The 24827-nt window shown below is 52.6% G+C and carries 21 protein-coding genes and 1 pseudogene; 14 read left to right on the top strand and 8 right to left on the bottom strand.

Translation table 11 applies throughout. The features are described 5' to 3' along the window. The 14 genes and pseudogenes from HNQ64_RS12630 to HNQ64_RS12565 all read left to right on the top strand — a co-directional run. Positions 1–243 (top strand): annotated as a pseudogene (locus HNQ64_RS12630) (ammonium transporter); the annotation flags it as partial. Positions 244–377: 134 nt separating this feature from the next. Beyond that, positions 378–1235 carry an MBL fold metallo-hydrolase gene (locus HNQ64_RS12625; RefSeq protein ID WP_184209061.1) on the top strand — a complete coding sequence of 286 codons (858 nt, stop codon included), beginning with the start codon at positions 378–380 and terminating at the stop codon, positions 1233–1235. A gap of 11 nt (positions 1236–1246) precedes the next feature. After that, positions 1247–1885 carry an ATP-binding cassette domain-containing protein gene (locus tag HNQ64_RS12620; protein ID WP_184209059.1) on the top strand — a complete coding sequence of 213 codons (639 nt, stop codon included), beginning with the start codon at positions 1247–1249 and terminating at the stop codon, positions 1883–1885. An 83-nt stretch (positions 1886–1968) separates the two neighbouring features. Then, positions 1969–3036, top strand: coding sequence for a putative sugar O-methyltransferase (locus tag HNQ64_RS12615; RefSeq protein WP_184209057.1), 1068 nt, complete (start codon positions 1969–1971; stop codon positions 3034–3036). Then, a complete protein-coding gene (pseF, locus tag HNQ64_RS12610; RefSeq protein WP_184209055.1) occupies positions 3033–3746 on the top strand; it encodes a pseudaminic acid cytidylyltransferase in 714 nt (237 codons plus the stop codon). The genes HNQ64_RS12615 and pseF overlap by 4 nt, the downstream gene beginning before the upstream one ends. Beyond that, entirely contained in the window at positions 3743–4747 is a 1005-nt protein-coding gene (locus tag HNQ64_RS12605) for a hypothetical protein (protein WP_184209053.1), read from the top strand. The genes pseF and HNQ64_RS12605 overlap by 4 nt, the downstream gene beginning before the upstream one ends. An 8-nt stretch (positions 4748–4755) precedes the next feature. Then, positions 4756–5946 (top strand): ATP-grasp domain-containing protein, encoded by a 1191-nt coding sequence (locus tag HNQ64_RS12600; protein WP_184209051.1) that lies wholly within the window; start codon positions 4756–4758, stop codon positions 5944–5946. Then, on the top strand, positions 5946–6731 hold the full coding sequence (locus tag HNQ64_RS12595; protein ID WP_184209049.1) for an amidohydrolase family protein: 786 nt from the start codon (positions 5946–5948) through the stop codon (positions 6729–6731). Before HNQ64_RS12600 ends, HNQ64_RS12595 begins: the two co-directional genes overlap by 1 nt. Further along, on the top strand, positions 6728–7357 hold the full coding sequence (locus HNQ64_RS12590; RefSeq protein ID WP_184209047.1) for a class I SAM-dependent methyltransferase: 630 nt from the start codon (positions 6728–6730) through the stop codon (positions 7355–7357). Before HNQ64_RS12595 ends, HNQ64_RS12590 begins: the two co-directional genes overlap by 4 nt. Then, a complete protein-coding gene (locus HNQ64_RS12585) occupies positions 7354–8595 on the top strand; it encodes a class I SAM-dependent methyltransferase (protein ID WP_184209046.1) in 1242 nt (413 codons plus the stop codon). The genes HNQ64_RS12590 and HNQ64_RS12585 overlap by 4 nt, the downstream gene beginning before the upstream one ends. Before the next feature lie 51 nt (positions 8596–8646). Beyond that, positions 8647–10578, top strand: a complete 1932-nt coding sequence (locus HNQ64_RS12580) for a beta/alpha barrel domain-containing protein (protein ID WP_184209044.1) — start codon at positions 8647–8649, stop codon at positions 10576–10578. 16 nt (positions 10579–10594) lie between these two features. Further along, complete coding sequence (pseI, locus tag HNQ64_RS12575) at positions 10595–11659, top strand: pseudaminic acid synthase (RefSeq protein ID WP_184209042.1); 1065 nt, start codon at positions 10595–10597, stop codon at positions 11657–11659. Between the two features lie 77 nt (positions 11660–11736). Then, complete coding sequence (locus HNQ64_RS12570) at positions 11737–13191, top strand: hypothetical protein (RefSeq protein ID WP_221305438.1); 1455 nt, start codon at positions 11737–11739, stop codon at positions 13189–13191. Between the two features lie 19 nt (positions 13192–13210). Further along, the gene (locus HNQ64_RS12565; RefSeq protein WP_184209039.1) at positions 13211–14980 is read left to right on the top strand and encodes a glycosyltransferase family protein; all 1770 of its coding nucleotides are present in this window, start codon (positions 13211–13213) and stop codon (positions 14978–14980) included. Here HNQ64_RS12565 and HNQ64_RS12560 read toward each other — a convergent pair. The 8 genes from HNQ64_RS12560 to HNQ64_RS12525 form a co-directional block, all read right to left on the bottom strand. After that, complete coding sequence (locus HNQ64_RS12560) at positions 14938–15867, bottom strand: glycosyltransferase family 9 protein (protein WP_184209036.1); 930 nt, start codon at positions 15865–15867, stop codon at positions 14938–14940. The two genes, HNQ64_RS12565 and HNQ64_RS12560, sit on opposite strands and share 43 nt — an antisense overlap. Further along, the gene (locus tag HNQ64_RS12555; RefSeq protein ID WP_184209034.1) at positions 15864–16982 is read right to left on the bottom strand and encodes a glycosyltransferase family 4 protein; all 1119 of its coding nucleotides are present in this window, start codon (positions 16980–16982) and stop codon (positions 15864–15866) included. Before HNQ64_RS12555 ends, HNQ64_RS12560 begins: the two co-directional genes overlap by 4 nt. Positions 16983–17000: 18 nt before the next feature. Then, complete coding sequence (locus HNQ64_RS12550) at positions 17001–17951, bottom strand: FkbM family methyltransferase (RefSeq protein WP_246431029.1); 951 nt, start codon at positions 17949–17951, stop codon at positions 17001–17003. Positions 17952–18076: 125 nt separating this feature from the next. Further along, a complete protein-coding gene (locus HNQ64_RS12545) occupies positions 18077–19108 on the bottom strand; it encodes a polymer-forming cytoskeletal protein (protein ID WP_221305437.1) in 1032 nt (343 codons plus the stop codon). A 164-nt stretch (positions 19109–19272) separates the two neighbouring features. Continuing rightward, the gene (locus HNQ64_RS12540) at positions 19273–19647 is read right to left on the bottom strand and encodes a bactofilin family protein (RefSeq protein ID WP_184209028.1); all 375 of its coding nucleotides are present in this window, start codon (positions 19645–19647) and stop codon (positions 19273–19275) included. An 845-nt stretch (positions 19648–20492) separates the two neighbouring features. Further along, the gene (locus HNQ64_RS12535) at positions 20493–21248 is read right to left on the bottom strand and encodes a hypothetical protein (RefSeq protein ID WP_184209026.1); all 756 of its coding nucleotides are present in this window, start codon (positions 21246–21248) and stop codon (positions 20493–20495) included. A gap of 180 nt (positions 21249–21428) precedes the next feature. Continuing rightward, positions 21429–23882, bottom strand: coding sequence for an ATP-binding protein (locus HNQ64_RS12530; RefSeq protein WP_184209024.1), 2454 nt, complete (start codon positions 23880–23882; stop codon positions 21429–21431). A gap of 75 nt (positions 23883–23957) precedes the next feature. After that, on the bottom strand, positions 23958–24779 hold the full coding sequence (locus HNQ64_RS12525) for an AraC family transcriptional regulator (protein WP_184209022.1): 822 nt from the start codon (positions 24777–24779) through the stop codon (positions 23958–23960). Between the last annotated feature and the right edge of the window lie 48 nt (positions 24780–24827).

Here is a 24827-nt window from a genome sequence, read left to right as displayed (position 1 = left end):
CTGGGCGCTATCCTGACAGGTGTGTTTGCTGATGAGAAAGCCAACTCCATCGTGGCAGGTCTGAAAGAAGGACTGCTGATGAATCAGTTGAAGGCTGTCGCCCTGACAATCCTCTGGAGCGTGGCTGCAACACTGGTGATCACCATCATTGTGAAGCTGCTGGTAGGCCTTCGCCCAACGGAAGAAGTCGAGCAGATCGGTCTGGATCTCTCCGAGCATGGTGAGGCAGGTTACGAGCACTAAGATTTCGCAGGCATGCCCTGCGTGAGAGAAGCCGGAGCGTGAAAACGCTCCGGCTTTTTTTGTGCCCATAGGAAGGCATCTTCCTGTGAAGTTGTGCCTTGCAGCCACCGCTCAGTCGGTTAAAAACAAAGAGCATGGTTCGACTCACAGTTCTCGGCAGCGGCAGTTCAGGCAATTGTGCTGTCGTGTCCACGGGTCGCACCACGTTGTTAGTGGATGCTGGACTCAGTGCCAAACAGATTTGCGTGCGACTAGAAGCTGCTGGCTACACCCTAGACCAACTAGACGGAATCTTACTCACTCACGAACATCAGGATCACACGAATGGCCTGGAAGTGCTGAGTAGCAAACGTACACTACCCTTGTATGCCACCGCGCTCACCCGGGAAACATTGCAGGGTAGCCTTAAATTTCGCACCCCGCCCTCCTGGCGGTTGATGACGACCGGCAGTGCTTTTGACTTTCAAGACTTGCGAATCGAATGCTTTCCAGTCCCGCACGATGCCGTGGATCCCGTGGGTTTTGTCATTGCTGACGAAGAATCCCGGCTCGGTTTGCTGAGCGATGTCGGTTTTGTGACGAATTTGATCAAAGACCGACTCAAGGCTGCCGATAGCCTTTTTGTGGAGGCTAACTACGATGCACAACTCCTGGAGGCTGATACTAAGCGCCCCTGGGCAACCAAGCAGCGTATCAGTTCCAGACATGGCCACCTTTCTAACGACCAAGCGGCGGAGTTAATTGAAAGTGTCGCTCACGCAGGTTTGCATCACGTCGTGCTGGGTCATTTGAGCGATGACTGCAACGATCCCGACCGCGCCACCCAGCGCATCCAGGAATCTCTCCATCGCATCGGCATCAAAGACACAAAAGTACAGTGCGCTCAGCGCCGCTGCCTGACTCCCACCATCGAGGTGGCACGCCGCCGGGTGGTCATCAGCCTCAGCACCAGCTCCCCTGCCCCAACCATGCAGCAGATGGCCTTATTTTAGATTCCCCCGCTATGATCCAACTTGAACGTATCGCCTGGAAAGCGCCTGGAGGATTCACTTTACAAAACATCACCCAGGATATCCCTGCGGGAACGTACGCGGTGCTGATGGGGCCAACAGGCTGTGGAAAGACGTCTTTACTGGAGATTCTCTGTGGGTTGCGCCAGCCCCTCTCAGGTCGGGTCTTATTGCAGGGGCAGGACGTAACTCAAATGGAACCTCGCCAGCGGCAGATCGGCTATCTCCCCCAAGATCTTGCCCTGTTCCCGGGCAAAACGGTCCGAGAGCAAATCGGGTTTGCGCCAACGCTCAGAAAGTCTCCAGATCAAGATGCCTTGGTTCAAAACCTGTCATTGGAGCTAGGCATCAGTCATCTGCTTGATCGGCTACCCGATCATCTATCAGGTGGGGAGAAACAACGCGTCGCCCTAGCCCGGGCTTTAGCTGCTCGGCCACGAGTTCTGCTGTTAGACGAGCCTCTTTCGGCGCTGGATGAGGCCACGCATGCGGATGCCGTCGAATTGCTCAAAAGCCTGCATATTCGCCACTCCCTCACCGTTCTGCATGTGACTCATTCACGGAAGGAAGCTGATCTCCTAGGACAAATGCGATTGAGATTGGAAAACGGCCAACTGAGCTCGGAAATTTGAGCTTAACGCCCCCTCCCATCCCCCCTGAAATCCAACTTGCACCATCTCTTAACGAGTCCTAGCTAAGGTGTAACTTTTCCCTCATGACCCAGCTGAACTCCTATCCGGAACTGACCGCCGCCCGCGATGACATGCGGTCCCAGGACGAACTTTATCGCCCGAGCGTGTTCTGGGACGAAGCCTCTTCCCGCATCGTCAATGAACTGTGTGAGAACGGCATCGAAAACTTCCGTCGGCTTCCCAATACCCTCGGCTTTTTCGTTCCTACATTTGGCACTCCAGGCAATAGTTTTACCCCAGCCCAGATCGAAGGCCTGACCGCCACTCTCCAGCGCGCTCATCCCGAAGCGAAAAAGGCCCATCTAGGGCTGGATCAATTTCTCTCTGGCGAAGCAGCAGCACTGGCCGATTACCGCGTTCTTTTGGCCGCTGATAATCCAACGAAGCTTCCTCACCTGCATACCTTTTCAGAAAGCAAGGTGGGAGAACCTGTTGAGCATTTTGAATTCGATGGACGCTGGTTCTCGCGCTCCGCTTTGAATTACCTCCTCGGTCTAGCCTTGCTCAAAAAGCACCTGGGACCCAATGACCTGCCACGCACGGTATTAGAGATCGGCGGAGGCTTCGGCACTTTGGGAGAGGTGATGGCCAGTGCAGGCATTGAAGGTTTGCGTTACGTGGATATTGATATTCCGCCGACCAGCTATGTGGCCCAGCATTACCTCAGTGGTGCGCTCGGCGCGGAAAAGGTCACCACGTATGCCCAGACACGTGACCGGGCTGAAATCGAGATCGAATCCCTGACTCCCATCTCCGTGCTGTGCGCTTGGCAGATCGAAAAATTACGTGGGAATGTGGACCTGTTTGTGAACTTCATCTCCTTCCAGGAAATGGAGCCCCCCATCGTCCAAAATTACCTCAATCATGTCTCCCGCCTCAACACCCGCTGGGTACTCCTGCGTAACATGCGCGAAGGCAAACAACTGCGCAAAGCTGGAGGTTGGGCAGGTGTAGATACGCCCATCCTGAGCGACGACTACCTTGCCATGTTGCCTAACTACGAATTGGTCGAGCGCAATGTTCATCCTTTTGGTTACCGCACAGTGGATGGGTACCATTCCGAACTCCTACTCCTACGCCGTAAGGCATGAAAGACCGTACCGTCGCCATTATCCCCGCGCGCGGCGGTAGCAAACGCATCCCACGCAAAAACATCCGTGAATTCGGTGGTCGTCCCATGATTGCTTGGTCTATCCAGGCAGCCTTGGAAAGTGACGTGTTTGAAAGCGTGATCGTATCCACAGATGATCCTGAGGTAACGGAGATCGCTCGCCAGTATGGAGCCAAGGTTCCCTTTGTGCGCCCCCCTGAAATTTCCGGTGATCAGGTCGGTCTAAATCCCGTTTTAAAGCATGCTCTAAATTGGCTGGAAATGGAAGGGGGCGGTCGTCCAAGTTTCTTGGGTTGTATCTATGCCACAGCTCCATTTTTGAGGGCCTCAGATCTACGCGCAGCCTTTGATCGTTTGAACGAAAAGCCAGAATCTGAGTATGTACTTTCCGTTTGCACGTTTCCCTCTCCCGTGGAGAGGGCGATGACCACCAACGAGGCAGGAGAAATCCGTTTCATGTGGCCAGAACTGCGACTGACTCCTTCCCAAGCCTTGTCGGAGTGTTTCCATGATGCAGGGCAGTTCGTCATCGGTAGAGCGACTTCCTTTTTGCAACAAGATTCCGCGCTCAGTGGCCACTGCTTGCCGTTTGTCCTACCGCGCTACCGCTGTCAGGACATTGACACGCCCGAGGACTGGGAACAGGCACGTCATCTCTTCTCTGCTCTGCAAGCGACTTCCGCCTCATGAGCCCCCAGTCAAGCTTGCTGCTCTTTTTAGTGGAATGTTCCCCACGAGTCGGCACGGGGCATCTGCGCCGTTGCTCCACCCTAGCGAGACACCTCAACACTCTAGGCTGGAAGACTGAGTTTCAAATATTTGGCCCCCCTTCTGAATTGTTACCGCAAGCCGCAATCGCCAGCATCTTGGGTGACCTGCCATGGTATCCCTATACCTCTCCCCTTTCACGTCCAGCAAAGGTGGTCATTGTAGATGTTACCCCTGCACTTCAAAAAGCGGCTGTTGTTGAGTGCCGAGACCAAAATCTCCCTTGTATAGCCCTTGATTATTTACAGCCGGATTTGCTACCAGATGAAGTCGTCACTTTGCGAGATCTCAGCGGCTTCATGCGAGAGGCCTTTGAAAAAGCAAAACGTCCACAAACCTACCATGAAGGTGTCGAATATGCCATGATGCGTCCAAGCATCCTGCGGCAGCGGGCTCATGCACCCCTACCAGGACAAAACGGAGTATTGGACGTCATGGTAACACTCGGTGGAGCTGATCCAAAAGGGTTAACGCTGGAAGCCATTGACCTGCTGCGCCCTTGGCGAAATAGGCTGGGGCAGGTCACGATCGTTCTCGGCCCTGGAGTCGGTCGAGAATTGGAAGCACAAGTCTGCCACGCCGCCGCTCAACTTGCATTTAACACCGTCAAAGCTCCTGCCAATTTTGACGAGATACTGAGCCATACGGACTTGGTTTTATGCAATGGAGGGGGGACGGTTCTGGAGGCTCTGTTTCTGGGACGCTTGGTTGCCGTACTCCCTCAGACCGATGCGGAATCTGCGTTTAGCAATCCATTTTGTCAGCAACAAGCTTGCGTATGGGCCCGCGAAATCGGTCGAATCATTGAAACCACCGAACAAGAGCGGCTTGAGTTCGCCCGCCGTGCTGCCAGTATCGTGGATGGCCAGGGACTGAACCGCCTCACGGCTCTGATTAGTAGCCTCGCCAACCTTAAAAACTGACCTCCTGAATGAAAGAAAAGATTCTCTTCGTAGCCGCAGGCTTGGCACAGGCACCTGCCATCCGCGAGGCCCAATTGATGGGCTACGAAGTAGCGGCTATGGATGGAGATGCGACAGCACCAGGATTGGCTGATGCACCGACCACTTACGTGGCCAATATTCTTGATGCGCAAGAAATCATCCGCGTGGCACATGAGTTTGGAGCCCAGGCGATAGTCAGTGTTTGCTGTGATGTCGCGATGGAGGCTGTGGCAATCGCCTGCCAAGAGTTAAAACTTCCAGGTATTCCCTTGGAAGTGGTGCGTGTTTCGAGGAGCAAGCTTTTGCAGAGAGAAGCCATGCGGCGGGAAGGCCTTTTGGTGCCGCAATTTGCTGCAGTTCAGACAGAAGAAGCCGCACTGGCCACCTGGGACAGTTTTAAAACAGCAGCCGGCGTCATCAAACCCGTGGATGCCTCCGGCAGTCGGGGCGTCAGCTACGTCAATGACCGGGACCAAGTCATCTCCGCCTTCGAATTGGCAAAACAGAATTCTCGCTCAGGTCAAGTGATGGTGGAATCCTTCATGCCAGGCATTGAATACAGTGTGGAAGCCTGGGTAGTCGGGACTGAAGTGCACGTTCTAGCCACCTCCATGAAGGTGCGCACTCAGCCCCCTTACCTCTTGGACCGTCAGGTGCATTTTCCAGATGATTTGTCTCTGGAACACCGCCAGACGATGATCGCTCATGCCATTCGCGCGATCCAGGCTTGTGGCTTTCGTGACTGCCCAGTGCATTTGGAGTGCATCTATTCGCCCGAGGGGCCCATGATTGTAGAACTCGCTGCACGGGGAGCGGGCTTCAAGGTTTTCACAGAAATGCTGCCACGTGTGACCGGCCTTTCCACCGCCCGAGCCAGCATCCAGGCAGCTTTGGGCGAAGTGCCACATCTGCCGGATCAACATCAAGGCCAGAGTGCTTCACTGGTTTTCATCGACCCGATACCAGGAGAGTTTGTCCGAGCGGAAGGTTTAGAGGCCGCCCGTGCTGTCACCGGAATTTCGGAAGTGATCATTTATCCAAAGCCTGGGCAAGTTCTCCATGAATTGCGCTCTGGCTCTGACCGTGCTGGGCATATCCTCACTTACTCCGCCGAACCAACCGCCTGCCGTGCCGCAGCCCAGACCGCATTGAACCACATTCGACTCATCACCCGCTGATGATTATTGACGCCCATACCCATATCCATCCCGATCCAAAAGGCTTCGGACCTCACAAAGATGCCAGCGCGGAAACGTTGGTGGCAAATCTTAAAGCTGCGGGGATCTCCCAAGCTGTGGTGCTGGCCATCGAACCGGACATGGGCAATGACTACGTCGCGCAAAAGTGCGCAGAGCATCCCGAATTGATCGGGTTCGTCTCTCTTAATCCTCTAAACCCTCAATCTGTCACCGAGGGATTCACGACCTATATTCGCAGCGGCAAGATGCATGGAGTTAAACTGCATCCGCGTCGCCAAGGCTTCACCATTGAGCATACTCGGGAAGTGATCCAACTGGTGGAACAGGCGGCCGAACTGCGAGTGCCCATCCTCTTTGACGCCTTCCCTTACGGAGACACTTACTATAAAATTCAGGAGGTGCGGATGATCCATGAAGTCGCACAAGCTGTGCCTCAAGCAGACATCATCATGGCGCATACCGGTGGCATTCATGTGATGGATGCGCTGATGGTGGTGAAGGGTAATCGCAACGTGGTGGTGGACGTATCATTTACCCCCTTTTGGTTTGCGGGTTCCACCGTGTATTCCGATCTCATTTTTGTTCTTCGTAAGCTAGGAGCAAACCGTATCCTGCATGGATCTGACAGCCCTGAAGTGCCCGTTGGGCGCTCCGTGGAAGACACCCTCGCACTTTGCGATCAATGTGGCTTCAACGAAGGCGACCGCAGTCTCATCTTTGCCGGCAATATTCAGCGTCTTCTTTCTAAAGCCTCCGCCCAATGACATCTGACGAAAAGCAACGCATCATTCAGCGTTACAACGAACGCCTCAGCAACCTGGGTGAGACCGCCCAGGCCCTAGGCTGGCGGGATAGTTCCCAACAGCGACTTCGTTTTCGCATCCTCGCTGAAGTGGCAGATCTCAGTGGCTGCTCGGCGCTAGATATCGGCTGTGGATTTGGAGACTTGCTTGACTACATGACCGAAGCAGGTGCCCAAAACGTAGATTACACGGGCACCGACTTAAATCCCGCGCTCATTGATGTGGCCCAAAAACGTCACCCTGAAGCGAGTTTTTTTGCGACGACAGATCTCAGTCAATTTCCAGATTCATCCCAAGATTACGTGTTTCTTAGCGGCTTGTTCAATTTCAAAATTGAAGACAATGAAGGCTTCATGCATGACACAGTGCGCGAAAGTTTTCGCATTTGCCGCAAGGCCGTCGCCTTTAACCTTCTCGGTAGTTACGTGGATTTTAAAGAAGAGCACCTTTTCTACCACGCCGAGCAGGAAGTATTTCACTTTGCTAAAAGTCTCTCACGCTTCGTGACTTTGCGGGCGGATTATCCGCTGTATGAGTTTACCGTTTATCTTCACAAGCCCGAAGCCGTCAAAGCACTGCACGCATGAGAAAACTCATCGAAACCTTCTGGACTCCGGTGGCCTGCGACGTGTGCGGAGCCGAAGAGACAGGCCTGAGCACGCTAGGCACACGCATCGGACGCATCATTCAAAAGCATCATGACTACACCTGGCGTCATGAAGACGTGCAATGCACGCAGTGCGGATTCGTCTTTAATCGTTTACGACCAACGGCGGAATTCCTTCGCGACTATTACACGGACTGCTGGCCCATCGCATCCACCTCCATTGATATTGTCCCAGATTTCGATGTGGCCGTGCGCCTAGAGCTGCTCCATCGCTGGCTCAAACCTAAAGCACGCGTTTATGAAATCGGAGATAAATTGGGCGAGTTCCACACCGCCCTCCTAAAAGCTGGCTATGATGTCGCAGGGGATGACGTTATGGCCGTAGATACTGAGCGTGCTGAATGGCTAGACGGTCTATTCCGTCGGGGCTGCGTGGCAGTCCCCCCCACTGCCATGAAGCAGGCCTTCGATGCAGTCTTGGCTTACTTCGTTATTGAACATCTGGCCAATCCACGGGATTGGTTGCTTTCCATGCGTGGGTTATTGACCCAAGACGGTGTTCTTGTGATCGAAGTTCCCCATTTGGTTAGGCATCCCAAGGAAGCCTTGATGCATGAACACTTTCTTTATCTAACTCCCGAGTCCCTCACTGCCCTGGTGCAGGAAGCGGGGTATGAAGTGGTGGAAATCCGGGAGACGGGTGCCAGCCGTGCTTTTGGTTTCTCTCTTGTTGCTCGACGAGTGGAAATGTCTCCGCCTATTGCTCTTGCTCCGTTGCAGGAACAAGCTGCTGAATTGCAGGCAGCCTACCAGCGAGGGCGGGCACTTTTAAATCATGCTCAGGATAACCTCGCGACCAGCGCGGACTTGATCATTCAGGGTGTTGATGCGTCAGACACGCCCGTTCGTGTTTGTTTTTTTGGGGCCAATCAAACCGCCAGTGAGATCGCTACCCTCATTGGCCCACAGCTCAAACAAAAGGCCATCAAGATCCTTCCCTATGATAACTCCGACGTCAAAACCGGCACTCATCTAGAAGGCTTCGAAATCAGTGTCAAAAAACCGGACCCATCGGAATTTCACCCTTCCGTCTTGCATATTTGTGTGATCTGCTCACGCGGTTGGACTCAAGCCATCGCCAGTCAGATTCGTCAATTCGGTCTCCCTCGTTTCATCCTTGTGGATGGCGCTGCTGGTGAATTGCTTCCCAAGCATTGACCCATAACGCCACGGCATCTCTCCCTCATCCTTTTATAGTATCTTTGCTCCATGGAAACATCCGCACAAATCCTCGACTGCACCATCCGTGATGGCAGCTATGTGGTGGACTATCAATTCACGGTGGAAGACACTTATATTATAGCTCATGGCATTGCCGCAGCTGGTATTCGCCATATTGAAGTGGGGCACGGGCTTGGGCTCAATGCTCAAAACTGCGGTAAAGGCAACGCCGCCATCAGTGACATTGAATACATCACCGCAGCCAAAGCTGCCGTGCCGGACAAAGCTCTGATTGGCAGCTTTTTCATCCCTGGAATTGGCACAGAAGATAGCCTGCGTGCTGCGGCAGATGCAGGGCTTGGATTCATCCGTCTCGGCATTGATGTGGATGATCACACGAAGCTAGAACCATTCGTCAAACTGGCCAAGTCTCTCAACCTGGAAGTCTGGGGGAATATGATGAAGTCGTATCTGCTTCCTCCAGAATCATTCGCCGAAATCAGTCAGCGAGTGGGGGAGTTTGGGGTGGATGTCGTGGCCATTGTGGACTCTGCCGGGGGCATGACTCCTAACGAAGTAGCCGCTTACACCCAAGCCACGCTGGCCCGCAGCTCACGGGTGCCTTTGGCTTTTCATGGCCATAATAACCTCACTCTCGCAGTGGCCAATTGTCTGCGTTTTGTTGAATGTGGCGGTATTTACGTGGATGGGAGTCTGGCAGGCTTGGGCCGCAGTGGTGGCAATGCAGCGACAGAACTCCTCGCTGCCGTTCTCGCCCAACGGAACAGCCTTGCTTGGCCCATCGATTGGGAACGTCTGGTTGAATTTGCGGATTCGGTGATGCAGTTCTGCGTGCCAGACCACGCCCGTCCACGAGCTTCGGAAATTGCAACGGGATTAAACTACTTTCATTCCAGTTTCAGCCCTGTGGTAGAAAAGGCCAACGCGGACGCTAAAGCTCCCCTCTACCGCACTATTTTGCGGCTGCCCAAAGACTCGCGAAAAAAAGTTTCTCAAGAGGTCGCTGTGGCCGCCGCCCAGCAGGCCGCCTCAGAACCACGTCACAGTAGTCAGATTTCAGATCTGCCAAGCAATGGTGATTCACTGGAACGTCTTCAGCCGACATCTCTCGAGGCCCTCGCAGACCGTCTGCGTGTGCAAAAGGGAAAGAGCCCACAACGACGTGTGGTCACCATCGCCCACACTCCTGACCTCTGTGGAGCCCGCATCGGTCCAGTCCGCAGTAGCCGAATCAGCATTGTGGCTCATGTCGAAGTGAGCACCGTTGAAGCCCTCACAGAAGTCCGAAACGCTCTTGCTGACTCTTGTGATTTTTGGCTGCTGGATAAGCGATTGGAAAAGTCGAGAGGCCAATGTCCATCTCAGCCTCAGTTTCTGTATGACGATGATGCGGTCATTGCCCAGGCTGTGGCAGATGCACTGCAAATATTGCAAGCCACCCAGGTCGCCGTCATCGGCGATGATGCAGGGCAGCGAGCAGCCATTAGCCAAATCACTCAAGTGGTGAAAAATCACATTCCCGTAGATGCACTGGTCACCAGTGATTCAAAATCTCCAGCGAGCAAAGATGATTTGCAGCAAGTTCGGGACGGAGGTGTCGTCCTTATGGTGCGTGCTCGGGCACTAACAGACGATGCATTTGCAGAAGCTCGTCGTCGAGGCATTCAATTGTGGCGGCTGGACTGTGGCCCAGCTCTCGTCGCTGAGGCTGAGCGGCTCATTCATACCTATGATCGTTTCCACCTCGCTGCGGGGCAGGTTGACTTGGATGCCCATACACACATTGTCGCTGGCGGCGCAGTTGGGCAGGCCGGAGACCTTGTGGTGGATCATCTCAGGTCTCCACGCTTTATCTTGGGGGAGGCCGATGGCCAAGGAGGCATCCGGTCATTATCAGAAGCCTCCCGCTCCCGCACCCTGGCGGCACAACAATGGATTGTGGACCAGTGGGGCTTGTAAACTTCATCTTTAAGTCATGACAAACGCTGAATTTCTAGACACTCTGAACCAGCCAGCAGGTACCTGCCCGCCACTCATCGTGGCAGAGCTTTCAGGCAATCATAATCAATCCTTGGAGCGGGCTCTACAGCTCATAGATGCAGCCGCTGATTGTGGAGTGGATGCGATTAAACTTCAAACTTACACGGCAGACACCATCACTCTGGATGCAGATAGCGAAGAATTCTTTGTTCGCAAACCAGGTTCCGTGTGGGATGGGCGCAGCCTACACAGTCTGTATGCGGAAGCCCACACTCCCTGGGAATGGCATGCGGCGATGGTGCAGCGCGCTACGCAAAGAGGCCTTGCTTGGTTCAGCAGTCCTTTCGATTTCAGTGCGGTGGATTTTCTAGAAACGTTGAATCCTCCTTGCTATAAGATTGCTTCGCCTGAGATCGTGGATCTGCCTTTGATCAAAAAGTGTGCACAAACAGGCCGACCTTTGATCATGTCTAGTGGCATGGCCACGGTGGCCGAAATTGAAGCCGCCGTTAAAACAGCACGTGAAAATGGAGCTCCCCAGATTGTGTTGCTCAAATGCACCACTGACTACCCAGCCAGCCCAAAAACATCAAACCTCCGAACCATGGCACACCTGGGTCAGCTCTTTGGCTGCCTCACTGGCGCTTCGGATCATACCTTAGGTATTGGCGCCTCCGTGGCCGCAGCAGCCTTGGGGGCTTCGCTCATTGAAAAGCACCTAACTTTAGCTCGTGCGGACGGCGGGCCAGATTCCCACTTCAGCTTAGAACCGTCTGAAATGAAGGCTTTAGTCACCGAATGCCGCGCCGGTTGGGAATCTGTGGGCTCTATAAGCTATGGTCCAGCCGAAACGGAGCGTGGCTACTTACGTGGCCGCCGCAGCCTCTACATCACTCAGGACATGAAAGCTGGTGAAGTGCTGACAGCGCAAAATATGCGCAGCATTCGCCCTGGATTTGGATTATCGCCAAAACACTATGAATCATTGCTCGGCAAAAGCACAGCCTGCGACGTCAAACGTGGCACTGCTCTCTCCTGGAAATTGGTAAATCGGGACTAAAATCACCTTGTCTGCACGGCTCTAAAATTATGGCGAACATTTCGAGAACTGAAGTCCTAGGAAGAGCGACCATCACCGTGTTAGTCGCGTGTGCGGCCATCTGGGGAATGTTCCATCAGAGGCCTTTCGATTACATTGATCAGACTCGTCTGGACATGATTGGGTTATTTCGTGTGACTTACGGGTTCATGATCGTGCTGCGGTTGCTTCTTGTTCGCCCAGCGGCCCCCATGGTCTTAGGCTGGCGCCAGACATCCCACGTGCTCCGCTGTATCTACCTTTGGATGATTCCTGCCGTCATGATGATGGTAGGCTTCCTTACCCCGCTGGCCATCCTGGCTCATATCCTATTTGGTTCCATCATTTGGCGGCGTTCGAAGGTTTACTCCCTTGAGGATGTTCTCATTCGTTCTGCAGGTTTCTGTCTCCTTTTCCTGAACTCACATCTAAGTTTTTCCGTGGATCAATGGCTGGGTCTCGATTTTGGCTTGAGCATCCCATCTTTAGTTGGGCTAAATTTCTACTGTTGGACCTTTGGTATCCTCATGCTGTCTGCTGGCTGGGAAAAGCTCTGTTCTCCCATGTGGCGGCGCGGACTGGGATTCTTTTATTTCATGTCCCTGCGGCATTGGGTGAAACCCAGCTTTCATTGGGCCAATAAAAGTCGTGCGGCTTCCGTCGTCATGAGTTGGGCCACCATTGCCACCCAGTTTTTCCTGGTTCTGGCTCTTCTCGTTCCTGCTGTCCGCTGGGTGTCATTCCCCATGTCGTTAGGATTTGCCATCTCACTTTGTTTGATGGTTTATCTCGCTTTCCTCAGCACACAAACGCTGCTCAGCTCCACCTTTCTTTTTGTCATTGAGTTTAGCCCTTATTTCAAAGGTGGCCCTGAATTCGCATTACCCTCAGGTCCTATTGGAACGCAGGCTCCTTTATTGTGGATCGCATGCTTTTTCCTACTGTTGGCGGTGATAAGTTGCTCGGGACTCGTCAAGCTTCGGGGTGGTTTGATCACCACGTTGAGCGCCTGGACAATCGCCCTCCGTCCCATCATGATCTTCGTAGAAACTCACATCTACGGTATCTATATTTTTCGCCAGGTGGCCAAATTACCAGGAGGGGACAAGGCTGTGCTCGAGAACTGGGACATCAATGGAATCCCATGCGGGCTGCAGGCTTGGCATCCACGTACGATCGCAGGCACCACTTATCGGGTGACGGATTATTGTATTGCTGTGAATGAAAATGTCCTCGATCGCGCGGCAGATCGTGCAGAGTCCATCGTTGATCTAGGCTATGCCGCTTTTCTGGAGTTGTCTCCGTCTGAAAGAAAAGAAGTCACCGAAATTGACTTTCAAGTCCGCGTCTTCAATCCAGAGGAAACGTTTGTTTCAGACACCTCTCATTGGTTGTCTGCCCCGTGGCAGTCCATCGGTGTGATCAAAGGATTCCCAGATCACCCCCATTTTGTTCCTGGGGGTAAACCGCCAGCTTACCGAAAAACTTTGCGTTGGCCTGTCACTTTCCAGTGACCTGAAGAGTGCCTTGGCCATGACACGAACACTTTTTATTTATGGCTCTCTTGCACCTAAGGCGTGTAAGAACGAAGTGCAGCAAATCCAGTCTCAGTCCGAGCTTACGGTGCTTGAAGTTGAGACTTGGCTCCCGCTGGAACAACGCTTCAAAGCCAAAGAGTGGATCAATGCTTTGGATCTCCTTTCACCTGAAGATCAGGTGAACTTGGACACACGGACCAATGAGATTCTGGAAAGCTACCTTCAGTCCCTGCCCATAACGGACAACGTACCTCTACAACGGGCGTTTCGAGCCGCGTGTTTAGGCATGACTTGCCGAAAGTGGATCAATCCCTATCTCGTCAATCTCGAGTTAGCGGGGCATGTGTTTGCCGGACGTACCTTTGACCGTATCCTCGTAGCACCGGGAGCTGGCATTAGTTTTCGAGCTTGGAAGCAAGTCGCGGCAAAACACCAAATCCCAATTCAGTTTTTATCCACGGAACCCCGTCCATGGTCTCTTAAACGCCGTTGGCAGCGATTGGTGAATCGCTGGAAAAAAACTCCCCCTCCCGTTCCTTCAGCCACACAAACGCCTCGCTCAGCTAAACAAGGTGCCGTTTTGTGTTGCAGCATTCGGCTCTCCAGGATGCTCCTAAGCCAATCCAAAGATACTCATCTAGACTGGAATCATGTCTCCGATGAGGTTTTTGGCCGACCTGAAGGTTTGGAGTTCGAAAGGCTCAAGACGGGCTATGCCACATGGTGGCAAGCTTGCGAAAACAAACTGAGCAGCCTGCTAAAAGATGATGCAGGAGATCCACGATCCATTTTGTTAGACCTTGGCCGGGAACAATCTCGCGAAACCTATCCTCGTTTCGCCTGGAAATATTTACGCGCTCTGGATTACCTGGAAAAAGATCGTCCCAGCCTGCTTCTGTGTGATACCCAGGAAGGCAGTGACGAGCGAGCTTGGAGTTTAGCCGCCAGTGAATTGGGTATACCTGTCGCAGCTTACACTTACGATCACATTCCTCAGCCTCGTTTCAGTTTCAGCCCTGACTGGTTGCTTTGTGATAGCGGACGTAACACACACATCGCTAAAGTACGGGGCCATCAAGCCGAGAGAATCATTCCCGTCGCGTCACACCGTCGCCCCCCTGCCCTGCTTCAGTCTTCATCACCGGGTAAGAAAAACATCGTCCTTTATGCCGATAGCTACTATTCGGGCACATCGGCCACGGTAGATCCACAGCGCAGCTACATGCATTACCGACTCATTGTGGATACGGCACAGCAAATGCCTAACCATGAATTTCGCATCAAATTCCACCCCTTACGAGATCGCAAGAAAGTGGAGCAATGCTTCATCGGCATGGATGAGGAAGAGCTGCATGTCAGAACTCTCTACATTGAGTCCCTGAATCCGCCCTCGAACGTTCATCTCATTCCGCCGGAGGAAGATATGCTCAAGCATTTGCAAGATGCTGAAGTGCTGCTCAATTCAAATTCCACAGCAGGCCTTGAAGCCTTTGTCTTGGGTGTGCCTGTCATCTTTTTGTATGAACCAAACACTGAGTTAGGCTTTCCGCTTATTCACGAATTTCAAGCATGCTTGGTGGCTCAAACTCCTGCTCAACTCAGCGATACAATCTCTAAACTGGTCAGCGACTCTGTGTTCGCAACCACCCAGGTCCAAAATCAGCGTCGGTATGTTGATGACTTTTACTGGTCATCGGGTCGTCAGAGCCTCACTGAAGGCATTCAAGGCATCCTAGCAGCACAAACAGCCTCCCACATGGCGTAAACTGGGACACCTGATGCTGGGCCATAGGACTGCGATTCATTGTAGTTTCTGGCCGCTAAGGCAATGTGACGCGAAGTAGGCCAATGCCATTTTCCTTCATGTGTCGGACCAAAGACGGTCACCGTGGGCACCTGAAAAGCCTGAGCCAAATGCGAGGCCGCCCCATCAATGCAAACCACCAGAGTAGCGCCCGCCAGAAGATGAAGATATTGCTTCAGAGATGTCTGTCCGGCTAGGTTCACCACGGGAACGCCAGCGCTTTCAACAATAGCCGCACAGTGGGCAATCTCACGCTCTGAACTTCCCCCGGCGATGACCAGCGTCACCAGGGGATCTTCGTTAAACAGGCGTGTAATTAGCTCAGCCCACTGCTCCACTCCCCAAAATTTCCTCTGCCATGCCGCAGTTGGGTTGATGAGGATGAATCCACCCATCGGTAATGCAGGATGACACCATTCTGGAGGTGGTAAATTCAATCGAGGAGCTATAAAAGCCTCCGCAGGCTGACCACTCACGATCCGCCAGAAGTAACGCGCCCAATATTCTGCAGAAGGTGGCTCCAGACGGATCTCGTGGAAAACCAAGCGATACCACCACCGCAGGTGCCTGGATTTATTAACAATCAAACGACGATTCGGACTCCGTAACCGCAGGGCCTGCCACACAGCTCGCGAACTCCAACTGGTGGACCAAACTTCACTGAATTTCTTTTCTCCCTCTGGCCCCCAGGCACACCCCGGCATCAGATCAATCATCGGCTTGAAAACATCCCTAACAAACAATGCCGTAGATTTACCCGTCTTTTCTGCGAGATAGTCACCACAGGGTTGCAGCAGCAAAACGTCGCCTAACTGTTTATCACTAACGATCGCAGCTCCAGAAATCATGCGTTTTGAGATGAAAGTCCGGCGTAAATACCTTTTAATTTTCGTACCGTTCCCGGAGTCGAAAAACGATCTTTTACCACTTGATGGACGGACTCGAAATGAAATTCAGCGATCCGTTCAGGGGCAGATAAGATGATCAAATGCTCTAGCCGATCCGCCAAAGTCGCAGCATCTTGAGGAGGGAAGAGAAATGAGGGCTGAAGCACAAATTCAGGAATCAGACCTGTAGCGGCGGCCAATAAAGGCACCCCCGCTGCCACACACTCCAAAGCCGCCATGCCAAAGCTTTCGCTGCGTGAGGGATGCACCGCCAAGCTGTACTGACGCAAGCAAGCACGGTATTCTTTACGCACTCCCAAGAACGACACTTTAAATCGAGTGAGTCGATGGGTCGCCAAGACGTCTTCGGGCTGTGTGCCTAACAAATCCCCCAAAAAATCAATCTCAGGAACAGGCCCTGGAGCCAACCGCTTCTCCAATATCAAGAGAGCCTCCATGAGATCTTGCCACCCTTTTCGAGGAATGATGGATCCCAGGACCAAAAGGCGAGTGACGGAATCAGGCCCTGAAAGTAGAGGCGCTAAAATCTCCTGTTCTGTCACTCCATTGTGCACCAAAGTGAGAGGGCGTTTCCCAGAAACCCAAGGGTGGACTTTGTGAAAAAGATCGTCTCCGACGGCAATCAAATGCGCATGATTCGAACAGTGATATTTTTCAAAATCGCGCAGACTCATCCCAGGAGTTCGCAATGTCAGCACTGGAAGCGCACTCAACTCACGCGCCAGAGCTAGGCCCAAAAGACTATCTGGATGGTCATTTGTGTGAACGATGATTGGGCGTCCAGGCTCTAGAGAGTGTGCTAAAATTCGGGCGGCCTTTTTAGCGAATAACCGATTGCCAATCATGCGCGCAGGCAAGCTGCGTGAAGCAGGAAACGGCACTCGTAACCACTTCACCCGATTTTCATCACAATGCTCTGTAAGCCAACCTTCCTGGCCCGTAAGCAGTATGGGATCATGCTCCTGCATCGCTGGAGCAGTGAGAAGTCTAGACAAAGACTTCTGGGCCCCGGCTAGATGCACGGAATTTTGAACGAAGACGACTTGCGGAAGCATGAGCAGCCCCTCTTTGGCTCACGCAAAGCGATTCTGCAAGGCACGCATTAGTCTCCAGCCTAATCGTCGCCCTAGAGTAACTTCAGCTTGGGACATCCGTTCCACAGCACGTTCTGCATCTAGATGCATTTCTTCGCGGCAAAAACTCCTCACAGCAGGAATCGAAAATGCAGCCAACGCGTGATCGTAATGCTGATAGCAAGCCGCGACCAACCCTAAGCGGGCCAAACGGCGTAGAGCCTGTGGCGTATCCGTCTTAAGCCACTCTGGATGTTGAAGATAAAGAACGTCAGCATGCATCAGTTGCCCTCTCGAGAATGGCAGCGCGCCGTCAGCCATGGCGTATGGTTTCTTTTTTGTCCCACGCCGCCATTCATGATTTTCCAACCATCGCATAGGCACGAATCCATCTCGACGCACGCGTTGGTCGATTTCGGCGAACAAAGGTTGCTCTTCATACATGGGGAAAAAGGAAACTTCCGTGCGAATGCCCACAAGGTCTTCCTTTAACGTCTTTTGTGCCCCATCGAAGACTTCGACTTCCATGCTTTGCACATCAATTTTCATGAATGCAGGTTCAGCGATCGCTTCACTTACCAAAACATCGTCCAGGCGCTGACAGGGAACTTTAACGACTTCGTCGAGGTTGTAAAAATCGCCTCGTGCAAAGAGTTGTCCCAGATCTTGACGCGCAGTGTATTTGGATGAACACCCTCGTTTTGAATAAAGATTTAAGGTGAATTCACCTGGCTGAGCAGCGAGGGCAACTGGGACAAATTTTACGTTCTTCCAGCCGCCGCCAATACCCGTCCTGCTCAATCGTGCACATTCTTCAGGATCAGGCTCAAAGCCTACATAATTCGTAGCACTAGCCAAAGGCCCAAGGTCGGTATTCACACCTCCACGCGCGCCTACGTCTAAGGCTGTGAGTCCGATTTTTTGAGCTAAAGCGAGCAGAGTTTGATCCATTGTTCGAAAGGCTAATTCAGAATAACCTTTACCGCAAGACACTGCTCTACAACGGCTTATTTTTTGACTCAACGGACTCAAGCCACCACTCGCTTCAGGCTCAAATTAAAACTCGTTTACAACATTCAATCTTCCATAACCGCAGGCGGAGTGGGGGCCTTTGTTCTCACAATGTTCATGGCTCCATTCAGTTCGCCGCCTGGCTCAATCGACACGGAACGTGCAGTTACATCTCCATTGACGGAACCTTGAGTGCCAATGATGAATGGCCCACTGGAAAAAAGGGTGGCTGTGATGCGTGCCTGGATGTCCACCTCTTCAGCGTGGATAACATTTAGGAATACCACGTCAGCCCCTTTTTCTACAATGAATCGGCGGCAGTGAATTTCGCCAATCATGGTGCCTGTAGCACGGATGATGACATCACCTGAGGCCTTTACATTGGCTTCTAAGATCCCTTGGCAACGGAGATCCTTGCACTGGATACTCTCAGCCGAAACCTGACCACGCTTGCGGATGAGTACGTCTCCCCGCGTTTTGATAGACTGGCCAGAGTGCATATTCACCTCCACGTCTTCTAAGGAGATCAGGGCACCGCAAGTGGGGCACTGAGTGGAACGAGATGAACGACTGACTTTAAATTTGTGACCGCAGTCAAAGCAGTCCGCATCCTTAAAATACTGGTTCCTGTACATCCCCTCATTTTTCATTTTCTGGAGCGTGCTAGCGCTCATGGGGGCAGGTGCGGGAGTCGGCGGTGGGGCGTAGGATTGAGGCCGCTTTGTGGCAGCCACCGCAGGCTCGACTTCAGGTGTCGCAGTCGTGTCTTCTAACTCGGTGGTAAGTCTAGGCTCCACAGCCACAGGGGGCTCAGAGGTAGGCGAAGGACTCGATACGGCTGGGGCGGAGGGTGGAGTGGCCTGCTGTTTTAAAAAGACACCGAAGCCACCTTCCGCAGCTTCTTCCTCCGACACAGGTTGGCTCATTTCCACCGCCACAGGGTCTTCATTGGGGGCAGGTGGTGCCACTTCAACAGGGGCAGTTTGAGGCTCAGGCTTGGGGATGGGTTTAGAGTCTGCCCAAGGATCAGGCATGCCCACACCCGAGCGTGTGACACTGGAGGCCACGACTTTCTTGCGCTGGATGCTCAAATGCACCCCGCACTTTTTGCAAAAAGTGGAGACAACAAGGCGCGGCTCATACTGAGCCGCGCCACAAGCCGGGCACACCACCTCGATTTGATTCTTGGGTGGACCCGGACGGTCGCTTTTAGAGCCGAAAAGACTCCGAAACACTCGAAGGTGATTCTATAATTTGAGGGTTAAGCAGATGCTGGGCGATTGCCACCCAAAGGTGCTGGCTTGGCAGGCTCCGGCTTGCGGCCGACTTTAGAAGCCCCCATGAAGGTAGCGCCTTCTTCGATGGAGAGAGTGCCAGCTTCGATGTCACCCACGAGGATGGCGTTGCTCTTGAGTTCGCAGCGCTCGAGAACGGTGATATTACCTTCCACTTTGCCGAAAATGATAACGGAACGGGTCTTAATTTCGCCTTTGATCAGAGCATTTTCACCCACAGTCAGGCTACCGTCGGACTGGACTTCTCCTTCGATTTTCCCGTCAATAATGAGATCATGGGAGAATTTAATGGAGCCTTTGATTTCGACGTCGTTGGCGAGAACGTTTTTGCTGGAAGTCATGTTATAAGATTGGGATGCGCGTTGGGGTTGTGCAGCAGGAGCGGGCGCGGAGAAGCTGGTTCCACGATCAGCCGTTGAGGCCGGTGCGGGGGCCTCAGCGCGGCCTGTTTCCTTTTGCCCTTCAGTAGGTTGTCCGATGATTTGCCTGAGCATGGCTGGTGAGTATAAGGGGCCTGCGAGTTGAGTGTCAATGTTCTGCTGTATTTTTTTAATGCCCGGCCATCCCGTAAAGGGAAAACTGCGATTGTTTGCGGGGCATGAGACGTCCCACCGTGCAAAAGCCATGCCAGCGGAGACGTTTCTTTCCAAAGATCTACCCATCCCCCGGTTCGATCCCCTGCTTCTCGAAGCTCGCCAGGAGTTTTCTTGCTAAAATGAATTCATGGCATCAGTTCAGTCGGTATCGAGCTCTATCGAATTAGAAGAGATGCCGTCATTTCCCCAGCGGCTGTAGCAGTGAGCAGGCCCCTGGAAACACCTCTCGCGCCCCACTTTCCAGTCCGGATATTGAATTGCATTTTCCTTTATGAAAGCCCCTTCCCCGATGGATTTGGCTCATTCATAACCGAAACTCAATGAACTTGATGGGCAGATACTCCCAAAGGCATGACAAAAAAGGTCCGGCTTTATTCTTATCAAAATAGAAATGGTAACTCACGGAAATTAACCAGATGAAGTTAATCTGACATTCATAACATCCGACCGCCACTCCAAATGGCCAAAAACCTAAGCAATTGACTCATTATCCGCAGCTTACAGGCTCATTTGTTTGTGACCTCGAGTCGAATGGATGCGCATTCAGTAAACAAGGCCCGCCTAATGAAACACCCAGTTTTAAAGCACCTTTACTCCGTGGGTGCGCGCATCAAGTTGAGCAATTCTTTACGGTCCACTGGTGGGGTGGGTTTAGCCGTAGGTTGAGAGTTAGTCAGCGGGCGTTTGTTGGTTTTCTGAGCCACCGTTTTGGACACTGGAGTCGGGACAGGAACTTTCACGGCGTCAAGAGGAACCGTTACAGACCTAACCAAAGGTTTTGCAGGAGCTTGAGAGATCGGCTTATTAACGATCTTGGCTTTCACCGCCTCGGGTATTGCTGCGATAGGGGCGGTGGCTCCTGCCATCGGAGTGATCTTACCTGTAGCTAAGTCGCGTATGAAATGAGGTCCTTCTACCTTGACTTGGACCCCATCAATAGTGATCTCCGTGGAGGCCGACTCGGACGTGATCAAACGCCCGTTGTGTTTAACCATGGCTTGGTTACCTCGAAGGATAGCTGCGTCTGGAGTCACCTTAATCTCTGAGGCTTGAGCCAGAATAGGTGGCTCCACTTTTTTCACTAGCAAGGCTCCTCCAGACGCCAAATATTCCACATCACCAGTGTCAGATGTTTGGGACTTTAATTTTCGACCTGAGAGCTGAACCACCCCGATGTTTTGAGCTTTGGGGAAACGCGAACGAAGTTGGCTTTCGCTCCAATTGAAAACTTCGGGATCAGCCACTGCGGACTTCTGTGGTGCAGAGCATGCAGCAATCAATGACGCCGAACAAATAGCCAAAGCGAAACGAAAACGAGTTACGACATCAACAAAATATAAATTCATGGGGGGAATTTAATTATAGCGGTGCCGCCAGGCCATTTCTAGCATGAAAGCGACACGGATGCGTGCTCGTGTGCACCTTTGCATTGCCTGAATTCAGGCAATGACAACGATTCCTACAAAGGCTTAAAAAACCACTCCTGATATAGCCCTCTCTAAAAGCTGACCAGAACAGGGCATTGATCAAGACCATGCTTTACGAAGCTCCGCCCCAGCCCGCTCATGGGGCAACCACAGGATACCAATGGCTGTCGGCAGGATCTTCGACTTTGTCGGTGTAAGCTTGGTCGTCTCGAGTGCTAGAACCGTGGGGTCGTACTGATCGCGGATCTTTTGAGTGTCGTCCGCCAACTGTTTTTCCAACTCGGCAATGTCGGCCTGGAGACGTTCTAACTCAGCTTCTGCCGCTGCCGCTTCCTGGTGTTCTCTCATGACACGAGCGGCGCCAGTTACAGTGCTGGCCTTAGCCACAGAAGCGATGCCTTTTTTGCGACCAAAAAATGCGCCCAGCAAGCTCGTGCCAATGGATACAGCCGTGGAAAGTTTAGCACTCGTGGCCTGGGACTTTTGAGTATCCACTTTCGTCTGAGCTCGGATCACTTTCTCCTCCAATGCCTTGAATACCTTCGCCGTCTTTTCTCGCAATTCTTCGATGGCTGCGTCGCGCAGTTCTCGAGCTGTCTGGGTAATGCGGACTTTAAACTCATCTGTTTTTTCACCAGGATTCGAATACGCTTCTAACAAAGGACTGTAGCTGATTTCCAGACTGTGGTTGGCATACACCCAGTCCACATAATCTTTCTTGATGCTACTGTACGTGCTGGATTTCATCGCCGCTCCAGGCAGAACCGTGTATTCAGCACCATCAACAAAGTCAGTGTTCCAGGCATTTAGATCTACATCCCGGGGAATCTCGACAAATTTATCCCACAATACACGCTGGTTTTCCACATCAATGGGGTTCACCAGTGTCACCGTGCTACGGCCGCTAATTTTGCGACGAGCATCGTCAAAATTCACCTCTGCACTGCGTAGAATGGCAGGAACATAACAAAGAGTGTCGGAAGAGGCATGGGTGGGCAAAAAGTATTCCGCTGTGCCTTCTGGCAACTTAGGTTTGATCGTGTTACGATCTGCGGCAGGGGCCGCCGTAGCACCAGGAGGGAGAAATCCATCATCTTCGCTGGCAGATGAAGCACTGTTTTTAGACGGGCGTAGGGGGTCCATGAGACGTTTCACTTGGTCACGTGCCAGAGGACCGCTCAGGTAGCTCATGATCCAGCGTACATGGAAGATGGCGGGGCCATCCTCATGGACATTATTCATGAGAAAAACTCGGTTTCCCAAGCCTGAAATCGCCGTCTCGAGGGTCTTACGATCAAACTGACCAGCGCTGCTACTGATCGCCCCTTCCAGCCCATCCAGTAGGCGCGCTTTATCGCGCTCCGTCTGCAGTCGGCCAATCCACCAAGTTCCAATGTTGGCCAGGGCTTTATAATCGAGGTCCACCGGATTCTGAGTCGCCACTAGAATGCCCAGTCCAAAGGCACGCGCTTGCTTCAGAAGAATCATCATCGGCTTCTTCGAGGGAGGCATGGCGCTGGGTGGAAGATAACCGTAAATTTCATCCATGTAGAACAGCGCACGCAGGGAGGTGGTGCCTTGCTGACTCCGCATCCAACCTAACAAATGATTTAGAAGCAACGAAACGAAAAACATCCGCTCACTATCTCCTAGATGCGCAATGTTAAAGATGGTGATGCGCGGCTTCCCTTCCGGCGTGTAATACATGCGCTGGATGTCTAGTGGCTCCCCCTCCAGCCAGGTGGCAAAACCCGGTGAGGCGATGAGGTTATTCAGCTTCATGGCCAGTGCCGTGCGCTTTGACTCAGGACAGAAAGTCTCAATGTCCACCACGCCGATCTTTCGCAGAGGCGGTTGCTGGATGTGACGCACCAAATTTTCCAGCGAGACATTCTGCCCCTTTCTCCAAGCAAAAGCGATGATATTCGAAAGCAGAATATGCTCAGGCGACTGCACTGGATCCGCCTCAATACCCATCAGGCCCAACAAAGACGAAACGGTACTTTCGATACGATCTGCCAGCGTCTCTGCATCATCCATCACTGCTGCGGGCGGGCAATCTAGAGAGCTAAGAATGGAGACCGGGAGCCCGGCATTGCTACCAGGGGTGTAGATGGCCATATCCACCGTCTCACGAAGTTTGCGGATACGCTCCCCACTTTGTCCCCAGTCAGCGAGGCCTTTTGTCCACAACTGAGACTGCTGAGCAGCGTAATCATCCACCGTGATACCTTTGCGGCGGGCATCGTCCGCATTGACCCAAGGCTTAAATTCCTCTGGACTCAAATTGGGAAAAGTCAGCAGAGCGTTGCCAATGTCCCCTTTCGGATCAATCGCAATCAAAGGAACACCATCCATAGCGGCCTCTTCCAGCAAGGCTAAACAAAGACCTGTTTTACCTGAACCGGTCATCCCTAGAACCACACCATGAGTGACGAGGTCTTTCGAGTCGTACATGATGAGGTCATCCTGCAGTTGTTTGGTAGCGAGGTCGTAGCCACGTCCAAGGTAAAAAGCACCGAGCTTCTCGTATTGGTCAGGAGAGATTGTCATGGGATTTAGAGGATGGAGGGAATGATAGAGAGCGAATGAAAAAGACGATAGAAAAAAGGAAGTCGTCCATGCACGCTAGCCCGCAGCGCGCCTCCGCGCTTCACTCGGTGTGATGCCATAGGTACGGCGGAATTGACGATTGAAATTGGAAAGGTCTTCGAAGCCGCTAGCAAAAGCCACCGCAGCAATGGTTTCCGGACTTTCTGCCAGCAAGGCCAAGGCACTGGCCAGACGAATTTGTATCAAAGTTTCGATGAAAGTGTGGCCCGTGACACGGCGAAAGAAACGACTGAAAGACTCTGGGCCAAGTCCCGCCACCTTTGCCACCTCAGGCAGGGCCAAAGCACGCCGGTGATGCATGTGAATGTAACGCAGCACTTCATCCAGACGTTTCCGGTCCACCAGCGAGACTGTTTCCTCGGGAGCCTGTGCTTTGAGACAACGATAGCTGCGACGGGTGGCTACCTTTTCCAACAGTTCAATGAACACAGTGAGGCGGAACAATGGCGTGAGATCACTTAGAGAAGAGAGCTCCTGCTTCATCTCTTGTGCGATGTGCCCCGTGATCACGAGGCCGCCTGTAGCCAGCTGCAAAAGCTCTCTTACATTGCCTAATTCTGGTGCTTTCAATACGCCGCCACCGAAGGTTTCGGGATGGAACTGGACCACGATCGCCTCAGATTGCTGACAGCGTGCCTCGCTGAACCACGCATGAGGCAACTGCGACCCTAGGATAACCACATCTCCAGCTTGGAAGGGTTCTACCGTATCTCCAACGAACCTCTGTCCGTGACCGGCCGTGATGATCGTCAACTCGATCTCCGGATGATGATGAAATGGGGCCGTGAAATGCTGACCCGAAATTTCCTTCCACGCAAAGGAGGAATCACCAGGCATTTCAATGCGTTCAAATTGAGATCGGGTACGTGACTGGGTCACCATGCG

Origin of the sequence: Prosthecobacter dejongeii (assembly GCF_014203045.1) — a bacterium.
Taxonomy (GTDB): domain Bacteria; phylum Verrucomicrobiota; class Verrucomicrobiia; order Verrucomicrobiales; family Verrucomicrobiaceae; genus Prosthecobacter; species Prosthecobacter dejongeii.
Note: the sequence above shows the minus strand (reverse complement) of the source record. Positions and strands in the feature narration are given on the sequence as shown.

Bases quoted from the DNA above. Each gene is read 5' to 3' on its own strand.
- HNQ64_RS12595 (WP_184209049.1), top strand. From the start codon at position 5,946: ATGATTATTGACGCCCATACCCATATCCATCCCGATCCAAAAGGCTTC.
- HNQ64_RS12530 (WP_184209024.1), bottom strand. From the start codon at position 23,882: ATGACAATCTCTCCTGACCAATACGAGAAGCTCGGTGCTTTTTACCTT.
- HNQ64_RS12565 (WP_184209039.1), top strand. From the start codon at position 13,211: ATGACACGAACACTTTTTATTTATGGCTCTCTTGCACCTAAGGCGTGT.
- HNQ64_RS12540 (WP_184209028.1), bottom strand. From the start codon at position 19,647: ATGACTTCCAGCAAAAACGTTCTCGCCAACGACGTCGAAATCAAAGGC.
- pseI (WP_184209042.1), top strand. From the start codon at position 10,595: ATGACAAACGCTGAATTTCTAGACACTCTGAACCAGCCAGCAGGTACC.
- HNQ64_RS12555 (WP_184209034.1), bottom strand. From the start codon at position 16,982: ATGCTTCCGCAAGTCGTCTTCGTTCAAAATTCCGTGCATCTAGCCGGG.
- HNQ64_RS12560 (WP_184209036.1), bottom strand. From the start codon at position 15,867: ATGATTTCTGGAGCTGCGATCGTTAGTGATAAACAGTTAGGCGACGTT.
- HNQ64_RS12600 (WP_184209051.1), top strand. From the start codon at position 4,756: ATGAAAGAAAAGATTCTCTTCGTAGCCGCAGGCTTGGCACAGGCACCT.
- HNQ64_RS12550 (WP_246431029.1), bottom strand. From the start codon at position 17,951: ATGGATCAAACTCTGCTCGCTTTAGCTCAAAAAATCGGACTCACAGCC.
- pseF (WP_184209055.1), top strand. From the start codon at position 3,033: ATGAAAGACCGTACCGTCGCCATTATCCCCGCGCGCGGCGGTAGCAAA.
- HNQ64_RS12535 (WP_184209026.1), bottom strand. From the start codon at position 21,248: ATGAATTTATATTTTGTTGATGTCGTAACTCGTTTTCGTTTCGCTTTG.
- HNQ64_RS12580 (WP_184209044.1), top strand. From the start codon at position 8,647: ATGGAAACATCCGCACAAATCCTCGACTGCACCATCCGTGATGGCAGC.
- HNQ64_RS12585 (WP_184209046.1), top strand. From the start codon at position 7,354: ATGAGAAAACTCATCGAAACCTTCTGGACTCCGGTGGCCTGCGACGTG.
- HNQ64_RS12605 (WP_184209053.1), top strand. From the start codon at position 3,743: ATGAGCCCCCAGTCAAGCTTGCTGCTCTTTTTAGTGGAATGTTCCCCA.
- HNQ64_RS12525 (WP_184209022.1), bottom strand. From the start codon at position 24,779: ATGCCTGGTGATTCCTCCTTTGCGTGGAAGGAAATTTCGGGTCAGCAT.
- HNQ64_RS12590 (WP_184209047.1), top strand. From the start codon at position 6,728: ATGACATCTGACGAAAAGCAACGCATCATTCAGCGTTACAACGAACGC.
- HNQ64_RS12615 (WP_184209057.1), top strand. From the start codon at position 1,969: ATGACCCAGCTGAACTCCTATCCGGAACTGACCGCCGCCCGCGATGAC.
- HNQ64_RS12625 (WP_184209061.1), top strand. From the start codon at position 378: ATGGTTCGACTCACAGTTCTCGGCAGCGGCAGTTCAGGCAATTGTGCT.
- HNQ64_RS12620 (WP_184209059.1), top strand. From the start codon at position 1,247: ATGATCCAACTTGAACGTATCGCCTGGAAAGCGCCTGGAGGATTCACT.